At 62.1% G+C, this 17,290-nt stretch carries 18 protein-coding genes; 10 read left to right on the forward strand and 8 right to left on the reverse strand.

The features are described 5' to 3' along the window. On the reverse strand, positions 1-1,418 hold a 1,418-nt coding region (gene casG / locus QM609_RS28630), incomplete at its 3' end, for a steroid-24-oyl-CoA synthetase (RefSeq protein ID WP_283337643.1). A 254-nt stretch (positions 1,419-1,672) separates the two neighbouring features. On the opposite strand from casG, the gene casI reads away from it, so the two are divergent. Genes casI through QM609_RS28645 form a run of 3 tightly spaced genes read left to right on the forward strand, consistent with a single transcriptional unit; the run spans position 1,673 to position 5,009 of the window. After that, the gene (gene casI / locus QM609_RS28635; protein WP_371684398.1) at positions 1,673-3,304 is read left to right on the forward strand and encodes a steroid-22-oyl-CoA synthetase; all 1,632 of its coding nucleotides are present in this window, start codon (positions 1,673-1,675) and stop codon (positions 3,302-3,304) included. After that, the gene (locus QM609_RS28640) at positions 3,301-4,131 is read left to right on the forward strand and encodes an SDR family NAD(P)-dependent oxidoreductase (protein WP_050656579.1); all 831 of its coding nucleotides are present in this window, start codon (positions 3,301-3,303) and stop codon (positions 4,129-4,131) included. Before casI ends, QM609_RS28640 begins: the two co-directional genes overlap by 4 nt. Beyond that, complete coding sequence (locus tag QM609_RS28645) at positions 4,128-5,009, forward strand: LLM class F420-dependent oxidoreductase (RefSeq protein WP_050656578.1); 882 nt, start codon at positions 4,128-4,130, stop codon at positions 5,007-5,009. Before QM609_RS28640 ends, QM609_RS28645 begins: the two co-directional genes overlap by 4 nt. Before the next feature lie 65 nt (positions 5,010-5,074). On the opposite strand, the gene QM609_RS28650 is transcribed toward QM609_RS28645, so the two are convergent. Then, positions 5,075-6,196 (reverse strand): tyrosine-protein phosphatase, encoded by a 1,122-nt coding sequence (locus QM609_RS28650; protein WP_082239179.1) that lies wholly within the window; start codon positions 6,194-6,196, stop codon positions 5,075-5,077. Positions 6,197-6,251: 55 nt separating this feature from the next. Between QM609_RS28650 and QM609_RS28655 the strand changes: the two genes are divergently transcribed. Continuing rightward, positions 6,252-6,410 carry a hypothetical protein gene (locus tag QM609_RS28655; RefSeq protein ID WP_223304510.1) on the forward strand — a complete coding sequence of 53 codons (159 nt, stop codon included), beginning with the start codon at positions 6,252-6,254 and terminating at the stop codon, positions 6,408-6,410. Positions 6,411-6,446: 36 nt separating this feature from the next. Here QM609_RS28655 and QM609_RS28660 read toward each other — a convergent pair whose 3' ends face one another. Both QM609_RS28660 and QM609_RS28665 read right to left on the reverse strand, forming a co-directional pair. Further along, positions 6,447-7,010, reverse strand: coding sequence for a GtrA family protein (locus QM609_RS28660; protein ID WP_003939753.1), 564 nt, complete (start codon positions 7,008-7,010; stop codon positions 6,447-6,449). 65 nt (positions 7,011-7,075) lie between these two features. Beyond that, positions 7,076-8,281 (reverse strand): enhanced intracellular survival protein Eis, encoded by a 1,206-nt coding sequence (locus QM609_RS28665; protein ID WP_042924862.1) that lies wholly within the window; start codon positions 8,279-8,281, stop codon positions 7,076-7,078. A gap of 133 nt (positions 8,282-8,414) precedes the next feature. On the opposite strand from QM609_RS28665, the gene QM609_RS28670 reads away from it, so the two are divergent. Beyond that, complete coding sequence (locus tag QM609_RS28670; RefSeq protein ID WP_021331991.1) at positions 8,415-9,635, forward strand: fatty acid desaturase family protein; 1,221 nt, start codon at positions 8,415-8,417, stop codon at positions 9,633-9,635. Positions 9,636-9,639: 4 nt separating this feature from the next. Here QM609_RS28670 and QM609_RS28675 read toward each other — a convergent pair whose 3' ends face one another. The 4 genes from QM609_RS28675 to QM609_RS28690 form a co-directional block, all read right to left on the reverse strand. Then, positions 9,640-10,308 carry a methionine ABC transporter permease gene (locus QM609_RS28675; protein ID WP_042448389.1) on the reverse strand — a complete coding sequence of 223 codons (669 nt, stop codon included), beginning with the start codon at positions 10,306-10,308 and terminating at the stop codon, positions 9,640-9,642. Beyond that, entirely contained in the window at positions 10,305-11,306 is a 1,002-nt protein-coding gene (locus QM609_RS28680; protein ID WP_007732648.1) for a methionine ABC transporter ATP-binding protein, read from the reverse strand. The genes QM609_RS28675 and QM609_RS28680 overlap by 4 nt, the downstream gene beginning before the upstream one ends. A gap of 12 nt (positions 11,307-11,318) precedes the next feature. Continuing rightward, on the reverse strand, positions 11,319-12,176 hold the full coding sequence (locus tag QM609_RS28685) for a MetQ/NlpA family ABC transporter substrate-binding protein (protein WP_003940478.1): 858 nt from the start codon (positions 12,174-12,176) through the stop codon (positions 11,319-11,321). A gap of 114 nt (positions 12,177-12,290) precedes the next feature. Continuing rightward, positions 12,291-12,749 carry a nuclear transport factor 2 family protein gene (locus QM609_RS28690; RefSeq protein ID WP_030537000.1) on the reverse strand — a complete coding sequence of 153 codons (459 nt, stop codon included), beginning with the start codon at positions 12,747-12,749 and terminating at the stop codon, positions 12,291-12,293. A gap of 130 nt (positions 12,750-12,879) precedes the next feature. Here QM609_RS28690 and QM609_RS28695 point away from each other — a divergent pair, with 130 nt between their 5' ends. The 5 genes from QM609_RS28695 to QM609_RS28715 form a co-directional block, all read left to right on the forward strand. Beyond that, positions 12,880-14,046 carry an acyl-CoA dehydrogenase family protein gene (locus QM609_RS28695; RefSeq protein ID WP_003940442.1) on the forward strand — a complete coding sequence of 389 codons (1,167 nt, stop codon included), beginning with the start codon at positions 12,880-12,882 and terminating at the stop codon, positions 14,044-14,046. Next, positions 14,043-14,990, forward strand: coding sequence for a bifunctional MaoC family dehydratase N-terminal/OB-fold nucleic acid binding domain-containing protein (locus QM609_RS28700; protein ID WP_050656576.1), 948 nt, complete (start codon positions 14,043-14,045; stop codon positions 14,988-14,990). The genes QM609_RS28695 and QM609_RS28700 overlap by 4 nt, the downstream gene beginning before the upstream one ends. Continuing rightward, complete coding sequence (locus tag QM609_RS28705) at positions 14,990-16,105, forward strand: acyl-CoA dehydrogenase family protein (RefSeq protein ID WP_030537002.1); 1,116 nt, start codon at positions 14,990-14,992, stop codon at positions 16,103-16,105. The genes QM609_RS28700 and QM609_RS28705 overlap by 1 nt, the downstream gene beginning before the upstream one ends. Then, complete coding sequence (locus QM609_RS28710; RefSeq protein ID WP_003940399.1) at positions 16,102-16,530, forward strand: MaoC family dehydratase; 429 nt, start codon at positions 16,102-16,104, stop codon at positions 16,528-16,530. Before QM609_RS28705 ends, QM609_RS28710 begins: the two co-directional genes overlap by 4 nt. Then, positions 16,530-17,290 (forward strand): thiolase family protein (locus QM609_RS28715; protein ID WP_502942729.1); only part of this gene is annotated, 761 nt, incomplete at its 3' end. The genes QM609_RS28710 and QM609_RS28715, both read left to right, overlap by 1 nt.

Below are 17,290 nucleotides of genomic sequence, written 5' to 3' on the forward strand. Positions count from 1 at the left end.
GTCTGCTCGATCTCGGTGGGGTAGACGTTCTCGCCGCCGCGCAGGATCAGGTCGGAACGGCGACCGGTGAGACGGAGACGCCCGTTTTCGATGACGCCGAAATCGCCGGTGCGGAGCCAGCGTCCGGGGGCAATTGCCGACTCGGTCGCCTCGTCGTTCTCCCAGTATCCGAGCATGACGAAGGGGCTGCGTACGCACACTTCACCTTCGATGCCGTCCGGCAGCCATTCGCCGAAGGGATCGCGAATCTCCATCGAGACGGTGATGATCGGACGCCCGAGAGTGCCTGGGAACTCTTCGAGTTCGGCGCCGACGGCGACCGCAATGGCGGTGCTGCATTCGGTGAGGCCGTAGCTGTCGACCAGAGCATTGCGTGCGAACGGCACCTGCTCCTTGAGGCGTTCCTTGAACGCGGGCGACGACGGCGCGGATGCCAGTGAGAATGCAGTCAACGAAGAGACGTCGTACTTGGCGATGTTGCCGTGCTCGAGTAGCCGCGATGCCATCGTGGGGACAGCACCCCAGTTGGTGACGCGCTCGCGTTCGACCAACCCGAGCACCTTGTCGACGTCGAAGCCGCCCTCGGTCAGGATGACGGCACTGCCCGTCGCGAGACGGGGGACCACCAGATTGTGCAGGCTGGCGATGTGGAAGAGCGGGGAGGTGAGTAGATAACGCAGTGGGCTCGGCTTGGAAGCGTCGTACTCACGGCCGGTGAATGCCGCGCCGATCGCGTCGCTGTACTTGTGGTAGTCGACGACGGCCATCACGTTGCGGTGCGAATGGAGTGCGCCCTTGGGGCGGCCGCTGGTACCACTGGTGAACAAGATGACGGCGGGGTCGTCCTCGTCGATGTCGGTGCTCGGCACGTCGGAGCCTGCATATTCCGCGATGAGCGCGGGCAGATCCTCTTCCATGGTGAGGACCGTGATGTCTGCCGGCAGTTCGGGGAGGGCGGCGCCGCGCTTGGCGTCCACGACCAGAACCTTCGGACGTGAGAGCTCGATCCCGTGGGTGACCTCGCGCGGAACCCACCAACCGTTGAGACCGACTGCGATCGCGCCGAGCGCCTGCGTCGCGAAGAACGTCATGACCCATTCGGGAGTGTTGGCAGCGAGGATGCCCACACGGTCGCCCTTGCGGACTCCGTACTTGTCCCGCAGAGCAGTTGCCAGCGCGGCAACGGAATCGGCATGCTCGGTGAACGAGATTCGACGATCGCTGGTGACGAGATAGTCGCCGTCGCCCCAGGCGCGAGATGCCGAGATCAGTTCACCGATGGCGTGACCGCGGTTCTTCATCACAGGCATGACGGTGCCGAGAACCTCTTCTTCGACGATCTCGAATGGCCCACCTGGACCGGTGAGGCGTGAGACCGCCTGGTCCAGAAGCAACTGCGGATCTGCGGGGGCAGTCATGGAATGGCCTTTCGTATTGTGGCGCTTTTCACGTCACAAAATCTCACGAGAAAATCATATCTGTGGCGGCGGTTACCACTGAGCGAGACTGGGACCGTTCCGGCTCTGAGGCGTCGATACGTTCGAGTCGTATCGCAGTTGGAGTAATCGACATTCCGATATCGACTAGGACACAGGACACGATGACGAACACCGCCACCGAAGCATCTTCGAATGCAGCTCTTGCAGCTCCTCAGCGCGAGGACGTCGCGCAGATGTTGATCGACCGTCTCGGTGATCAGCACCTGGGCCTGCGGACGCGGACGCAGGACTGGAGCTGGGACGAGGTGGTGCGCGAGAGCGCAGCGCGCGGCTCGCTGGCGAAGTCGCTTCGCGCGCCCGGACCGTTTCACATCGGAGTACTTCTCGAGAACGATCCGGAGTTCCTGTTCTGGCTCGGCGGCGCGGCCCTGACCGGGGCCACGATCGTCGGCATCAATCCGACCAGGCGTGGAGCTGAACTCGAGGCTGAGGTCCGGTACGTCGACTGCCAGCTGATCGTCACCGACAAAGCAGGCTACGAGAAGCTTGCCGGCCTGGACCTCGGGCTGACCGAAGATCGTTTCGTCCTCGTCGACGACGCGTCGTACCCGGACAAGATTGCAGCACATCACGTCGAGTCGCCTCAGATCGACCTCGGTGTCGACGCGTCGACGCTGTTCTTGCTTCTCTTCACCTCGGGCACCACCGGAATGTCCAAGGCAGTGCGGTGCAGCCAGGGGCGTCTGACGCGGTTGGCCTACGCGAACTGCGCCAAGTACGACATCGACCGCGACGACGTCTGCTACTGCTGCATGCCGCTCTTCCACGGCAACGCGTTGATGGCTCTGTGGGCGCCGGCCCTTTCGCAGGGAGCTACGGTCTGCCTCGTTCGTAAGTTCACGGCCTCGGGATTCATGCCGGACGTTCGGTTCTACGGCGCAACATATTTCACCTACGTCGGTAAGGCCTTGGGGTATCTCATGGCGACGCCGGAACTGCCCGACGACATCGAGAACACCCTCACCCACGGCTTCGGGACCGAGGCGTCGCCGGGGGACAAGGCAGAGTTCATCCGTCGTTTCGGTGCACAACTTTTCGAGGGATACGGTTCGAGTGAAGGTGCCGGTTCAGTAGTGCTCGATCCGAACCAACCTGCCGGAGCACTGGGCCGTCCCGCGAGCGAGAACATCGTCATCGTCGATCCCGATACGCGCGAAGAGCGACCCCGCGCAATTCTCGACGAGCACGGTCACGTGCTGAACCCCGACGAATCCATCGGCGAGATGGTCGACAAGGCCGGATCGAAGAAGTTCGAGGGGTACTACAAGAACGAAGACGCGATCGCCGAGAAGATTCGCCACGGTTGGTACTGGACAGGCGATCTCGGCTACGTCGACGAGGCCGGCTTCATCTACTTCGCGGGACGCAAGGGCGACTGGATCCGGGTCGACGGTGAGAACACCTCGGCCCTGATGATCGAGCACATCCTGCGTCGGCACCCCAAGGTGATCGCCACGGGTGTCTTCGCGGTGCCGGATCCGCGTTCGGGTGATCAGGTCATGGCTGCGATCGAGGTCGCCGATCTCGCCGATTTCGATCCGGTCGAGTTCGCCGACTACCTTGCCGCGCAGGCGGATCTGGGTACTAAGGCAGCGCCACGATTTGTTCGCGTTTCGACCGACCTGCCCGTCACGGGCTCCAACAAGGTACTCAAACGTGAACTTCAAGCCGATCGCTGGCGGACCGACGAACCAGTGTTCCACTGGGTGGGCCGAGGCACTCCCGAATACACGTTGATGACCGAAGCTGACGTGGTGAACCTGGAGAAGGAGTTCGAGACGCACGGCCGCACGCGGTTCCTGTGAGTGGAGTTGCGCTGGTGACCGGCGCTTCCCGGGGGATCGGCCGAGAGTGCGCGCTGGCATTCGCGCGCGCCGGATTCGACGTTGCAATCACTGCTCGCACCGTTCGTGAAGGAGAGGGACGGGCAGCCCCGCGAACGAGGCAAGGCGAGCAAGTGATTCCGGTGCCCGGCAGCCTGGAGACGACGGTTGCCGAGATCAAGTCCTTCGGTGTGCGCGCATTGGCCGTTCCGATGAACCTGCTCGATCTGGCATCCGTCCGCGGCGCCGGTGAACGGGTGCTGGCCGAGTGGGGACGTGTCGACGTGCTGGTGAACAACGCCTATGCGCAGACTGTCGGAAACATGGACCGGGTGCTCGACATCGAGATCGACGACGCTCAGGCGATGGCGATCGGGAATTATCTGCACCAACTCGCTCTGGTCCAGGTGATACTCCCGTCGATGATCAAGAGCGGCAACGGCGTAGTGGTCAATCTGGCATCGGGCTCGGCGACCATGGATCCGCCTGCGCCTCCCGGCGAGGGTGGTTGGGGTCTGTCGTACGCCGCGTCGAAGGCGTCGTTCGGACGTATTGCCGGAGCGATCAACTCCGAGTACCGAGACGCCGGAATCAAAGCGTTCAACCTGAGTCCGGGATTTGTCATCACGGAATCAGGGAAAGCCCGTGGTGGCGCGGACGCAATCGTGGAAGCCGGATTTGCGGCCACACCGGCATCCGTACCCGCTGCAGCGGCGGTGTGGCTTGCAACAGATCCCGATGCGGACCGGTACCTCGGTCGCGTCGTGGATGGTCCGAAATTGATGGCGACACTGGAGGAAACGGTATGAAGCTCGGCGTGGTCGTTCCGGTCGAACTGGGTCGAAGCGGAGACCCTGATTGGATTCTGCAATTCGCCCGTGCGGCCGAGTCGCTGGGTTTCGACGAGATCTCGGCAGTGGAGCACTCGGTGGTCATCGCCGACACCGCGAGCGAGTACCCCTATTCTCCGACCGGCAAATCGCATCTTCCCGATGACTGCGACATCCCGGATCCGCTCGAACTGCTTTCGTTCGTGGCGGGTGCCACAACCACCTTGGGCTTGTCCACTGGAGTTCTGGTGCTGCCCAATCACAATCCGGTAGTGCTCGCCAAAAGATTGGCGACGCTCGATCGCCTTTCCAGTGGGCGATTGCGCATCTGCCTCGGCCTGGGGTGGATGAAGGAAGAGATCGAGGCGTGCGGCGGTGACTTCGAGCGCCGCGGCAAGGTAGCCGATGAGGCCATCGCGGTGATGCGTTCACTCTGGGCGGGCAAGGAAGCAGTCGATTTCGACGGCGATTACTTCTCGTTCAAGGGTGCGTACAGCTGGCCGAAGCCGCACCGCGAATCCGGAGTTCCGCTCTACATCGGTGGACACAGTCTCGCTGCTGCTCGGCGAGCAGGCCGGTTGGGTGACGGTTTCCAGCCGCTGGGACTGGCCGGTGAAGATCTCGACAAGGCTGTAGCGGCGATGAAAGCGGCTGCGGTGAAGGCAGATCGAGATCCTGCCGACGTATCGCTGGTACTCGGTGCGACACTGCCCAGGCTCGACGAAGCGAAACTCGACTGGGCACGCGGGTTGGGAGCCGATCGAATCGTGTTGTCCGCGAGTCGTCGTGGCACGTCGCTGGAACTGATCATCGACGAAATGGCCGAATGCTCGAAGCGGCTGGGGCTGAGTAACTAGGAGTGCGGGCGTGACCGGCAGCCATCGGAGCGGCTGCCGGTCATTGCTGTCGGAACGTCGATCAGTTATTGCTTGGTCAGCAATTTGCTCCGGAGCTTTGCGATCGTGTCGGCGTCAAGTTTCAGCACGTCCTGCGAAAACTTCTCCCACCCACCGAACTGGTCGCGAATCTTGTCGAGTACTGGCTGAATCTGGCTGGGACGCTGCTCCATCAACGGTTTCAACAGATCGACATCGATTCCTTTCGAAGACAGAAACGTGTAGGTCTGTTCGTTCTTGGCTTTGTTGTAGGTGTTCGACAGGACGAAGTCGTCGACGATGGTCTTGTCAGGAACACCCAGAATGCCGAGAAGTAGAGCTGTCATCAGTCCAGTGCGGTCTTTGCCTGCCGTGCAGTGGTAAGCGACTGCGGACTCGGAATCGGCGATGGTCCGTAGGGCTTGGGAATACCCGGCCATTCCGTCAGGCTTGGACAGTTGGTCGACGGCGCCGGTGTCGCTGATCCGGACGGCTTCACCGCCCCCGAGCACCTGCTCCACGATTGCAGGGTCACCAGATTTCAGGGCACTCGTAATCGCTGTGGCAAGAGCCTGAGTGCCGGCATCCAGGACTGCCGTGTTGACCACTTTCACGTTCGCGGGAACCTTGTCTGCTCCGTCCTTTGCGATCTCGCTGTCACCTCGGAAATCGACAACGGTCCGGATGCCTGCGTTCTCGATCGTTTGTTGATCGTCAGCAGTCAGATCGCTCAAGCGGTCGCCACGAAAAACCAGGCCCCACTTGACTGATCGGCCGTCGGCTGTCTCGTATCCGCCGACATCACGCACGTTGGCTGCGCCCTGCAGCGTCACGTGGCGGGTTGACGCGATGGTGGAAGTGCCGTCCTCGTCTATGACCTCGAAGTACCAGCGTGACAGTGGGTCGAGGCCGTCGACCTCAGTGGAGAAGCCGTCGACCGTGCCAATTTCCTTTCCTTCTGCGGCTGGGTTTTTCGGGTCGGTGGCGGCGAATACACGCACCTTTTCCGAGCCGCCGTGTTCCCAGACCAGTGAGTAGTGTCCGGCGGACGCTGATGTCACGTCGAGGTCGGTCGGCGTTTTCGCCGACTCGGCCTTGCTGCATGCGCCGAGTACGAGCATGAGTCCTGCCGCCGACAGCGCAAGAACTCGAGTTTTGCAAGTAGCCATGGGTCCTCCGAATCCAATTGGAAATCGGAGGCTACGCACCAGTGATCACTGTGTCGTGACCGTGTTGTGCAGAGCGGGAAAACTGCAGGCTGGAGTGCTTGTCGCCGATGATGATCAGGGATGGGCCAGCCCGTTCAGGAGCATCGCGCCGACAAAGATGGCACTGCTTGCGCGGGCGCTGCAGGACGGGTTGATCGCAATCGACGAACTCTGATCGAAGCGCGAGCGATCGGGTGCGTCGATCCGGGAGTCAGTCGAGGGCGGTGGCGTCGGTTGTCGGCGTCTTGGTGCCGGGAGTCGCTTCGATGTCGAGAACGACCTGGCTGTCGGTGGCTTCTTCGGGGAAGACGTACCGACGCATGGCCCACCAGCGGAAGGCCGTCGCCAGCAGGGTCCCGATGATCGATCCGCTGATGAAGTCCGCGAAGTTTTCCATCAACACCGACACCTCGGGTTGACGCAGATGGAACACGTACCGGGAGGTCCAGAGTGGTACCTGGTTGATGGCCAAACCGATACCCGCGACGATGAAGAACAGAGCGGCCTCGTGATGGCGCTGTCGACCACCGCGCTGCGCAAACGACCATTCGCGGTTGAGGACGTAGGACAGAACCGTCGCGATCAGGACCGCAAGGATGTTGGCCGTCACCGGGTGCTGAGGCAGAACCGTCCACTTGATGCCGAAGAACAGCACCGTGGTGACGATGAAGGCGATGCCGCCGACCACCAGGAACTTGAGCATTTCTGCGTGCGGCAGGACGCGCACGAGAACCCGCTCAGGAAGCCTATTGACCATCTTTTCGACAAACGCCATTGTTCGAGGCTAACCCTGAATACGACCGAGGGCACAAATCGTCGATGCCCGTGTCGGCAAGATCATCAGAATCCGTACCCGAGAATTGCGGGCTTCTGCGCGTTGAAAGCGAAGTCGAAATTCAGGATCTCCTGCGGATCGGACGCGTGGAGTCGGTGCGCCGCCGCGAAGGTCTTGGCCTGGTGCTCGCCCAGGTACAAGCTGCTCAGGACATCAGAGGGCATCGTGATCGCAGGCACCGCGTCAGTGGCCGTACAGGTGGCCTTGCCGTCCTTGACCTGAAGTGCGAAGGTTCCGCCGGCCTTCAGGAACGGATCTTCGACCTTGATGACTGTGTCCAGGTCAGCAGCATATTCACGAGCCTCGAGAGCCGCGGGAACGTCCATGATGCGCAGCCACAGTCGATCGGAGCGCGTCGTCGTCCGGGCAAGGCGGTAGTCCGTGAGCATCAGCCGGAGTGGATCGGCAGGATGCTGGCGTGTCTCGATCCGGGTGACGAGGTCGAGGCCGCAGATCGTGCGCCACAGCGCCGCGTGCGCATCTTCGGTGATCGTCACGAACTCGTCGATCCGGGCGATGCTGTCGCGGCCCTCGCTCGTGTGCCGGTAAGCGATGTATCCGTCCGCGTGTGTCAGAAAGAACAGTCCGGAGGCGCCGTCACGATCCTCCGACGGGTCGGCGAACATGTGGTCCCAGAGTGGTTGCGGACGGACCTGCGCGCCGGGAGTCTGCAGTCGCCAGCGGTCGTAGATCTCGGGAAGAAGCGTCGAGGCAGCTTTGATGTCGACGATGGACACGCCACCGTTGTCGGGCACCTCGGGGCGGAATCGTGCGAAGCGGCGATCGAGGGTGATGCCTTCGCTGAAGGTGGCCGGGCCGTATCCGAAGCGGTTGTAGATGCCGGCCTCGCTGGCCGTCAGGGCCGCAAGTGGTGCTCCGGTCGACTCGATGTGGGCGTGAAGTGCAGTGAACATCGAGCGTAGGACACCACGTCGACGGTGAGTCGGGGCGACGGATACCCAGGTGATTCCGCGCGTGGGGAGTTGGCGTCCGCCGGGCACGGTGAATTCCATGTCGATTTCGATGGCCACGCCGACGGGTAGGTCACCGTCGACGGCGAGGATGATGTCCTCGGGCTTGTAGAGCGCCTTCGTCAGTTCGCTGACCGCGGGAGACGGGTGAAAACCGAACCCCACCGAGTCGAGTAGTTGGAGAGCCGGCCAGTCGCTCTCGGTAGCGGTGCGGATGGTGATCTTGTTTTCGGGGCTCACGTATATCGACTTTGGCATAGATTGCGTGAAGACGCACATGAATATCGGGGCTGACGTTTCCGCACCGGCTCCCAGGGGTACCGCCCGACGGACCAGTCCTGCGGCACGGAGAAAACCGATACGGAGAAACACTGTGGCGATCACCGACATCAAGGAATATGCCCATCTCACCGAGGAAGACGTCGAAGCGCTCGGGCGCGAGTTGGACGCCATTCGGCTCGACATCGAGGAGAAGCGCGGCGCGCACGACGCTCGATACATCCAGCGGACGATCGCGTTTCAACGCTCTCTGATGGTGGCCGGCCGCATCGTCTTGTTCGCCAGCAAGAAGAAGCCTGCCTGGATTCTGGGGACTGCGCTGCTGGGGGTCGGCAAGATCATCGAGAACATGGAACTCGGCCACAACATCATCCACGGCCAGTGGGACTGGATGAACGATCCCGAGATTCACTCGAGCAACTGGGAGTGGGACAACACCTGCCCGTCCTCGGGATGGAAGCACTCGCACAACTTCACCCATCACAAGTTCACCAACATTGTCGGACTGGACAACGACGTGGGCTACGGAATCATGCGCGTCACGCGCGATCAAAAGTGGCACGCCGACTATCTCTTTCAACCGATCACGAATTTTGTGCTCGCGACCCTCTTCGAGTGGGGAGTGGCACTGCATCACCTCGAAACGGACAAACTCCGCAAGGGTGAGGTGAAGTGGTCCGAGAAATCGGACATGGCCAAGGACGTCGGTAAGAAGATCGCGCGTCAGGTGGCGAAGGATTACATCCTGTTCCCCGCCCTGACCGGCCCCGCGTGGAAGACCACGTTGACGGCGAACGTCGTTGCGAACCTCATCCGAAACTACTGGAGTTACGCCGTCATCTTCTGCGGGCACTTTCCCGACGGTGCCGAGAAGTTCACGCTCGAGGAATTCGAGAACGAATCTCGCGCTCAGTGGTACCTACGACAGATGCTGGGCTCTGCCAACTTTCATGCCGGTCCCGTCATGGCCTTCATGAGCGGCAACCTCTGCTACCAGATCGAGCATCACTGCTTCCCGGATCTGCCGAGCAATCGGTACTCGGAAATCGCGGTGCCGCTGCGCGACCTGTGTGACAAGTACGACCTCCCGTACACGACCGGGCCGCTGTGGAAGCAGTACGGATTGACTCTGCGCACCATCTGGAAGTTGTCGCTGCCCAACAGGTTTCTCTCGGCTTCCCAGGACGACGCTCCGGAGACGCACTCGGAGTTGAAGTTCCGCATCCGAGGCGGAATCAAGGAAGTGTTCGGCGTCGATCCGCAGACGGGTAAGCGGCGCGGACTGCGAACAGCGATCGCGATGGTCTCGAGCTGATCAGTTACCGCTTGTGCGCCATTGAACGAACCACGAGATCGCCGGTCGACTGGATTGCCTGCACCAGCACGATCAAGATCACGACTGCGACGAACAGCACCGGTGTGTTGAATCGTTGGTAGCCGTACTTGATTGCGAAGTCGCCGAGTCCACCGGCGCCGATGGCACCTGCCATGGCCGAGAAGCCGATCAGCATCACCGCCGTCAGGGTTGCTCCTGCTACCAATCCCGGAACGGATTCGGGCAGTAGCACCTTGGTGATGATGTCTTTGTCGGTGGCGCCCATGGACCGCGCTGCCTCGACGCGTCCGGAATCGACTTCACGCAAGGCGTTCTCGACGACGCGCGCAAAGAAGGGCACCGAACCGATGGTCAGCGGGACGATCGCTGCCGTGGCGCCGAGCGCTGTTCCGACGATCGCCCTCGTTGCCGGGATGAGGAGCACCAACAAGATGACGAACGGCAGCGAACGGCCGACGTTCACCACGGTGCCCAGAACCGAATTGAGGACGCGGTTGGGACGGATTCCGTCGGGCGCGCTCGCGTGCAACAGAACACCGAGAGCGATACCGATGATCACGGTGAGCACGAACGAGACACCGACCATGTAGAGCGTGTCGAGTAGGGCTTCCCATGCTTCGCCCAGGGAATCCTGCCAGGACGTCTTGTTCATGAGAACGTCACCTTCACTCCGCGCTGCGAAAGATGTTCTTCGACAGACTTTCTTGTCTCTTCGTTGCTGACGAGTCCCGTGTGTGAGGCGAACTCCACGCGAAGGCGACCGACCTGATGGGATCCGATGTCCTCGATACCGCCGGAGATCACGGTGACGTCGACGTCGAGATCTCGTGAGAGTTGGGAAATCACGGGTGAGGTGGACAGTGAATCGACAAAGGTGAGGAGCGCCGGAATTCCGGTCGTGGACGTTCGTACCGTTCCGGTCGGCAGTAGCGCCTCTCCGAGGGGTGAGTCCGGGTCTGCGACCAGTTCGGTGAGCGTTCCCTCGTCGACGATGCGGCCCTGATCGATCAGCGCAGCGCGATGGCAGATCCGTCGAACCACGTTGAGCTCGTGGGTGATCAGAACAATGGTCACACCGAGTCGTCGATTGAGATCGGCGAGCAGGTCGAGGATCGAATCGGTTGTGTCCGAGTCGAGGGCGCTCGTGGCCTCGTCGCACAGGAGGACGTCGGGTGAAGCCGCCAAGGCTCTCGCGATGCCGACGCGTTGTTTCTGGCCGCCGGACAGTTGCGAGGGGAAGGCGTCACGTCGGTCTTCCAAGCCCACCAACTCGATCAGCTCGTCGACGCGGGCACGTCGATCTGCCCGCGAGTATCCCGCCACTTCGAGAGGGAAGGCGATGTTGGCGGCGACCGAACGGGAATGCAGCAGGTTGAAATGCTGGAACACGACACCGATCCGCTTGCGTGTGTCGCGCAGTTGCGCTGGGCTCAACGCGGTCAGATCGGTGTCGCCCAACAGAATCCGGCCACTGGTCGGGCGTTCGAGCAGGTTGAGGCAGCGCAGCAAAGTCGACTTGCCGGCGCCGCTCTTGCCGATGATGCCGAAGATTTCGCCGTCTTCGATTTTCAGGGATACGGAATCGAGTGCATGCAGAACTTGTGTGCCGCTGCGGTATTCCTTGGAGACCGATTCGATCGAGAAGACCATGACGGGTCTCGATCAGGTAGCGCTGGCCGGAATGACCGAGCCCTGATAGGTCTGCTCGATGAACGTCGCGACGTCGGCGGACGTCAATGCCTCGGCCAACTTCTGTACTCGCGCATCGTTTTCGAGCGAGGTGCGTACGGTCAGGACATTGGCGTACGGGTTGCCCTCGGCCTTCTCGAGCACCAGGGCGTCCTTGGCCGGGTTGAGGCCACCTTCGATTGCGTAGTTGCCGTTGATGATTGCGAGATCGACATTTCCGTCGTCGAGCGTGCGCGGCAGCTGCGGGGGATCGACCTGGGTGAACGTGAGTCCCTTGGGGTTGTCGATGATGTTCTTCTCGCTGATCTGCGTGATGTCGGTGCCGGGGGCGCCCAACTGCTGATCGAGCTTGATCAAACCGGCCTGCTGCAGCAGGTACAGCCCACGGGCGAAGTTCGTCACGTTGTTGGACAAAGCGACCGTTGCGCCCTGGCGCAGGTCGGCCACGTTGGTGACCTTCTTGGAATATGCACCGAGGGGCTCGACGTGGACCTTCGCCACGGCGACCAGGTCGTCGACACCCTTTTCCTTCGACCACGATTCCTGGTACGGCACGTGCTGGAAGAAGTTGGCGTCGGTGTCTCCGGCTTCGAGCACCTCGTTGGCGTCGAGATCGCCGGTGATCTCGCTGACCTCGATCTTGGTGTCACCGAGCAGGCCCTTTTCTTCGACGAACTTCAGGATCTCGGCGTGCGGAACCGAAGAAGCGACGATGCGAAGAGGTGCGTTCTCGTCGGAGGAGTTGTCGCTCGAGCACGCGGCTACGGTTCCGACTGCGACGGCGGCCACTGCGAAGGCAGCGAGGAATCTTCTGGTGCGCGAGCGTGACATGTGAATCTCCAAGACATAGCCGAACGCACGCCGAGATGGCGTGACAGTTGCTGAACGCTAGCCCGGTAAACCTCCCGTGAGGAGATACAGAATCACCGCGATTTTTTCATGTACCTATTGTCCGAGCAGGATGACCGGAACGTCCTCGGCAAAATCGACTACCAGTTCGCGACGCGAGAACAGCCAGGTGCCGTCGATCTTTTCGAAGCTGTCCTGGTAACGAATCTCGATCCGGTTGTCCCGGTGGCCCTCGCCCCGCGGATAGATGTGGTGAGCGGAGCAGTAAGCCTCACCGTGTGCGGTGGTGGGGCCGTCGAGGTCGAGGATCTGCTGCTCGACGATGTGCCGGGTCGAGTGCAGATGTGAGACGGCGTCGACCACCGAACTGCTGACGACGGAGTTCCCACGTATCTCCGTCGGCGCACCCGTTCCGTTCAGTGCCGGCGGCAAGACGAATGCCACGTCGTCAGTGAAGAGAGCCGCAAGTGCAGTGGTGTTTCGGCGGTCGACGGCCTGTGCGTACCTGGCGGCCAAGTCGGTGAGAGCGACGCGATCCGAGGAGTCCATGCGCATATCTCACCCTATGTGACGCCGCTCATGTTTCGGCTTCCCGCTCATCGAGACACTCACAGCGCCCACCTGGGCATCTGGTTAGCGTCCAGGCCAAGAGTTGCCAGCCATGAATGCCATAGGAGAAACAGCGATGGATCTGAGGGAATCGCCCGAGCAGCAGGAGCTCCGCAAGGAGTTGCGCGCGTACTTCGCGGCGCTGCTGCCGGAAGAGAAGCGTCGCGCGGCCGGCGAGCAAGGTGTGGGTGGCGAGTACTTCCGCGAGATCGTGAAGTTGCTGGGCAAGGACGGTTGGCTCGGTATCGGCTGGCCCAAGGAATTCGGTGGACAGGGACGCTCCATCGAAGAGCAGTTCGTGTTCTTCGACGAGGTTCAGCGCGCAGGTCTGCCGTTTCCCTTCGTGACGGTCAATACCGTCGGACCGACGTTGATGAAGTACGGCACCGAAGAACAGAAGGAACGTTTCCTGCCCGGCATCCTGGCCGGCGACATCGTCTTCGCAATCGGGTACACCGAGCCCGAGGCCGGCACCGACCTCGCGTCACTCAAGACTCGTGCGGTTCTCGACGGTGACGAGTGGATCGTCGACGGCAACAAGATCTTCACCAGTGGCGCCAACACTGCCGACTACGTGTGGCTGGCCTGCCGCACCGACGCGGATGCCCCCAAGCACAAGGGAATCTCGATCCTGATCGTCCCCACCGAGGATGCAGGCTTCGAGTGGTCACCGATCAACACCGTCGGCGGCTTGATGGTGACGTCCACGTACTACTCCGGCATTCGAGTTCCGTCGAAGGACGTTGTGGGCGAGGTCAACGGCGGCTGGCAGCTCATCACGGCTCAGCTCAACCACGAGCGAATCGGCCTGGCGGCCATCGGTGGTCGCACGTACGGTCTGTGGAACCTGGTCCTGGACTGGGCCAAGGAAAACGGCGCCATCGACATCCCGTGGGTGCAACAGGACTTCGCTCGCACACACGCCAAGCTCGAGGCCATGCGACTGCTGAACTGGAAGATGACGGCAGCCGTCGCACAGGACACGCTCTCCGGAGCCGACGCCGGTGCCACCAAGACGTACGGGACCGAGACTCACGTCGACGTCTACCGCACCCTGCTCGGAATTCTCGGCTCCGCCGGACGCATCCGTCCCGAGTCTCCGGGCGCTTTGCTTGCCGGTCAGATCGAGCAGATCTCGCGTCAGGGTGTCGTGAACACCTTCGGTGGCGGCGTCAACGAGGTTCTGCGTGACATGGTCGGCACCATCGGCTTGGGACTCGTTCGCGAAAAGAGGGTCAAGTGAGCGACATTTCGGCGCAACTCGACGCTTTTGTCGGCCAGACGCTTGTTCCCACCACCTGGGGACCCGACGAGGTCAACATCCCCATGATCCGGCATTGGGCCGAGACCATGGGCGATACCAACCTCGTCTACCTCGACGACGAAGCTGCCCGCGCCACCGGCCGTGACGGCGTCGTCGCTCCCGCTCAGATGCTTCAGGTCTGGATCATGCGGACCTTTACCGACAAGATGGCGGGCAACGACCCGTCGCAGGTGTGGACCGATCTGATCGCCACCCTCGACGCAGCCGGCTACAGCTCTGTCGTGGCCACCGATTCCGATCAGGAGTTCTTCGCCGAACTGCGCCCAGGCGATCGCGTTAACTACACCGAGGTCATCGAGTCGATTTCGCCGGAGAAGAAGACCGGCCTCGGTGTCGGACACTTCGTCACGACGCTCAAGACCTACCGCAACGGTGACGATCAGGTTGTCGGCACCCAGCGGTGGCGGACGCTGCGGTTCAAACCTCAGGAATCTGCTGCGCCCGAAGCTCCTCGTGCACTGCGTCCGCGTCCGGCTCTCAACGCGGACAACGCTTTCTGGTTCGAAGCAGCCAAGGAGCACCGTCTGGTGATCCAGCGCTGTACGTCCTGCAAGACGTTGCGTCATCCCACCGGCCCGATGTGCGGGGAGTGCCGGTCACTCGAGTGGGACACGATCGACGCGTCGGGTCGTGGCACGGTGTACAGCTTCGTGGTCAATCACCACCCCAAGATCGACGCGTTCGACTACCCGCTGATCGTTGCGGTAATCGAACTCGAAGAGGGAACCCGATTGATCGCCAACATGGCGGGTATCGCGCCCGAAGATGTCGTGGTCGACATGCCCGTGGAACTTGACTGGATCGACGCCGACCCGGATCTGACGCTTCCCGCGTTCCGGCCGGCCGTACGCGAGGAGCACTGATGGACTTCAATTTCAGCGAAGAGCAGGAAGCAATTCGCGCACTGGCCGACGAGGTCTTCACCAGCAAGGCAACGATCGAGCGCACCAAGGAGATCGAACTCTCCGCCGAGCGCGTCGACCGTGAACTGTGGCGCGAACTCGCGAGCACCGGCCTGCTCGGTATCGCCCTGCCGGAGGAGTTCGGCGGCGGTGGCCTCGGCTTGTCCGAGCTGTACGCACTGCTCGAACAGCAGGGACGTCACGTTGCGGCCGTGCCGATCTGGGAAACGACCCTTGCAGCATTGGCTGTCAACGAATTCGGCTCTGATTCCCTTCGCGCCGAACTCCTTCCGGGAGTTGCCGACGGCAGTCGATTCCTGACCGTCGGTCTCGAAGAGTTCGGTCCGTACACTGGCGGCGACCCACTGACCACGGCTGAGCAGGACGCCGACGGCAATTGGACTCTGACGGGTGAGAAGGCAGTAGTGCCGATGACTCACGTCGCGAACCTTGCTCTCGTTTCGGCAACCGCTTCCACTGGTACGGCACTGCTGCTGGTCGACCTGAGTGCCGAGGGAGTGACGCTCGAACAGACGCAGTCCACCAGTTGGGAGATCTGTGCCAACGTCACCTTTGCCGGTGCCCCCGCGCAGCTGATCGGTGCGGCTGACGGCACCACGGTTCCGTGGCTGATCGACCGCGTTCAGCTGGCATTGGCCGCAATCCAATGGGGCGTCGGGTCGGGTGCAGTCGCGCAGGCCGTCACGTACCTGAACGGCCGCAAGCAGTTCGGCCGTCCGCTGGCGACCTTCCAGGCCGTCAATCATCAACTCGCTGACTGCTACATCGATCTCGAAGCGATGCGCGTGACACTGTGGCAGGCCGCCTGGCGCATCTCCGAGGGACTGGATCTCGGCACCTCGGTACTGGTCGCCAAGTGGTGGGCTACCGACGGCGGACAGCGCGTCGTGCATCGCACCACGCATGTACACGGCGGCATGGGCGTCGACACCGACTACCCGGTTCACCGTCACCTGTTGTGGGGCAAGCAGATTGCTGCCACCCTCGGTGGTTCCAGCTCCGATCTGGCGCGTCTGGGTGCGCAGCTCGCATCCGGTGTGGAGGTGCTCGCATGACCGTACTTGCCGGTCGCAGTTACGCAGACGTCGTTGTCGGAGAGGCATTGCCCGAGTTGGCGATCCCGCTGACCCGCACGTTGATCGTCGCCACGGCAATCGCCACTCGCGATTTTCAGGACGTGCACCACGATCCGAGCCTGGCCCAGGAGCGTGGCTCGAAGGATGTCTTCATGAACATCCTCACGAGCAACGGTCTTGTCGGTCGATACGTCACGGACTGGGCCGGATCTGCATCGACCCTGCGCCGCATCGCCATTCGTCTCGGGGCGCCCAACTACCCGGGTGACACCATGACGATGACCGGTGAGGTCGTGTCCAAGGAAGACGGAGTGGTCGTGGTCAAGGTGCAGGGTGCAAACAGCCTCGGCAACCATGCATCCGGCACCGTCGCAGTCGCTTTCAAGGAAGAGGAGAGGCCCTGATGGCGATCAGCCCACTCTCGGGAGCCGCCGCCATCGTCGGCATCGGATCCACCGAGTTCTCCAAGAACTCCGGCCGCACCGAACTGCAGTTGGCGTGTGAGGCCATCGTCGCGGCACTCGCTGACGCCGGTATCGATCCGTCCGAGGTCGACGGTCTGTCCACCTACACGTCGGAGACGAACGGCGAAGCGATCGTGGCTCGCAACTGTGGTCTCGGCGAGCTGAAGTTCTTCTCGCGCATTCACTACGGTGGCGGCGCTGCGTGTGCCACCGTGCAGCAGGCGGCCATGGCAGTTGCGACGGGTGTTGCCGACGTCGTGGTTTGTTACCGCGCCTTCAACGAGCGCTCCGGTGTGCGCTACGGCCTAGGGCAGCACGATCGCCCCATGGACAGCACCGCGGATCGCGCGGCATATGCGTGGATGACTCCGCAGGGATTGTCGACTCCCGCTCAGTGGGTCGCCATGTTCGCCCGCCGCTACATGCACCAGTACGGTGCGACGAGTGAGGACTTCGGACGAGTTGCAGTGGTGGCGCGCAAGCATGCCGCCAACAACCCGGCTGCTTGGTTCTACGAGCGTCCGATCACGCTCGAGGACCATCAGAACTCGCGCTGGATCGCCGAGCCGCTGCACCTGCTCGACTGCTGCCAGGAAACCGACGGTGGCCAGGCATTGGTCATCGTCTCTGCCGAGCGCGCAAAGGATCTGGCCAACAAGCCCGTCGTCATCAAGGGCGCCGCTCAGGGCAGTAGCAAGGA

The sequence above is a fragment of the Rhodococcus sp. IEGM 1302 genome, assembly GCF_030056935.1.
GTDB lineage: Bacteria > Actinomycetota > Actinomycetes > Mycobacteriales > Mycobacteriaceae > Rhodococcus_F > Rhodococcus_F qingshengii.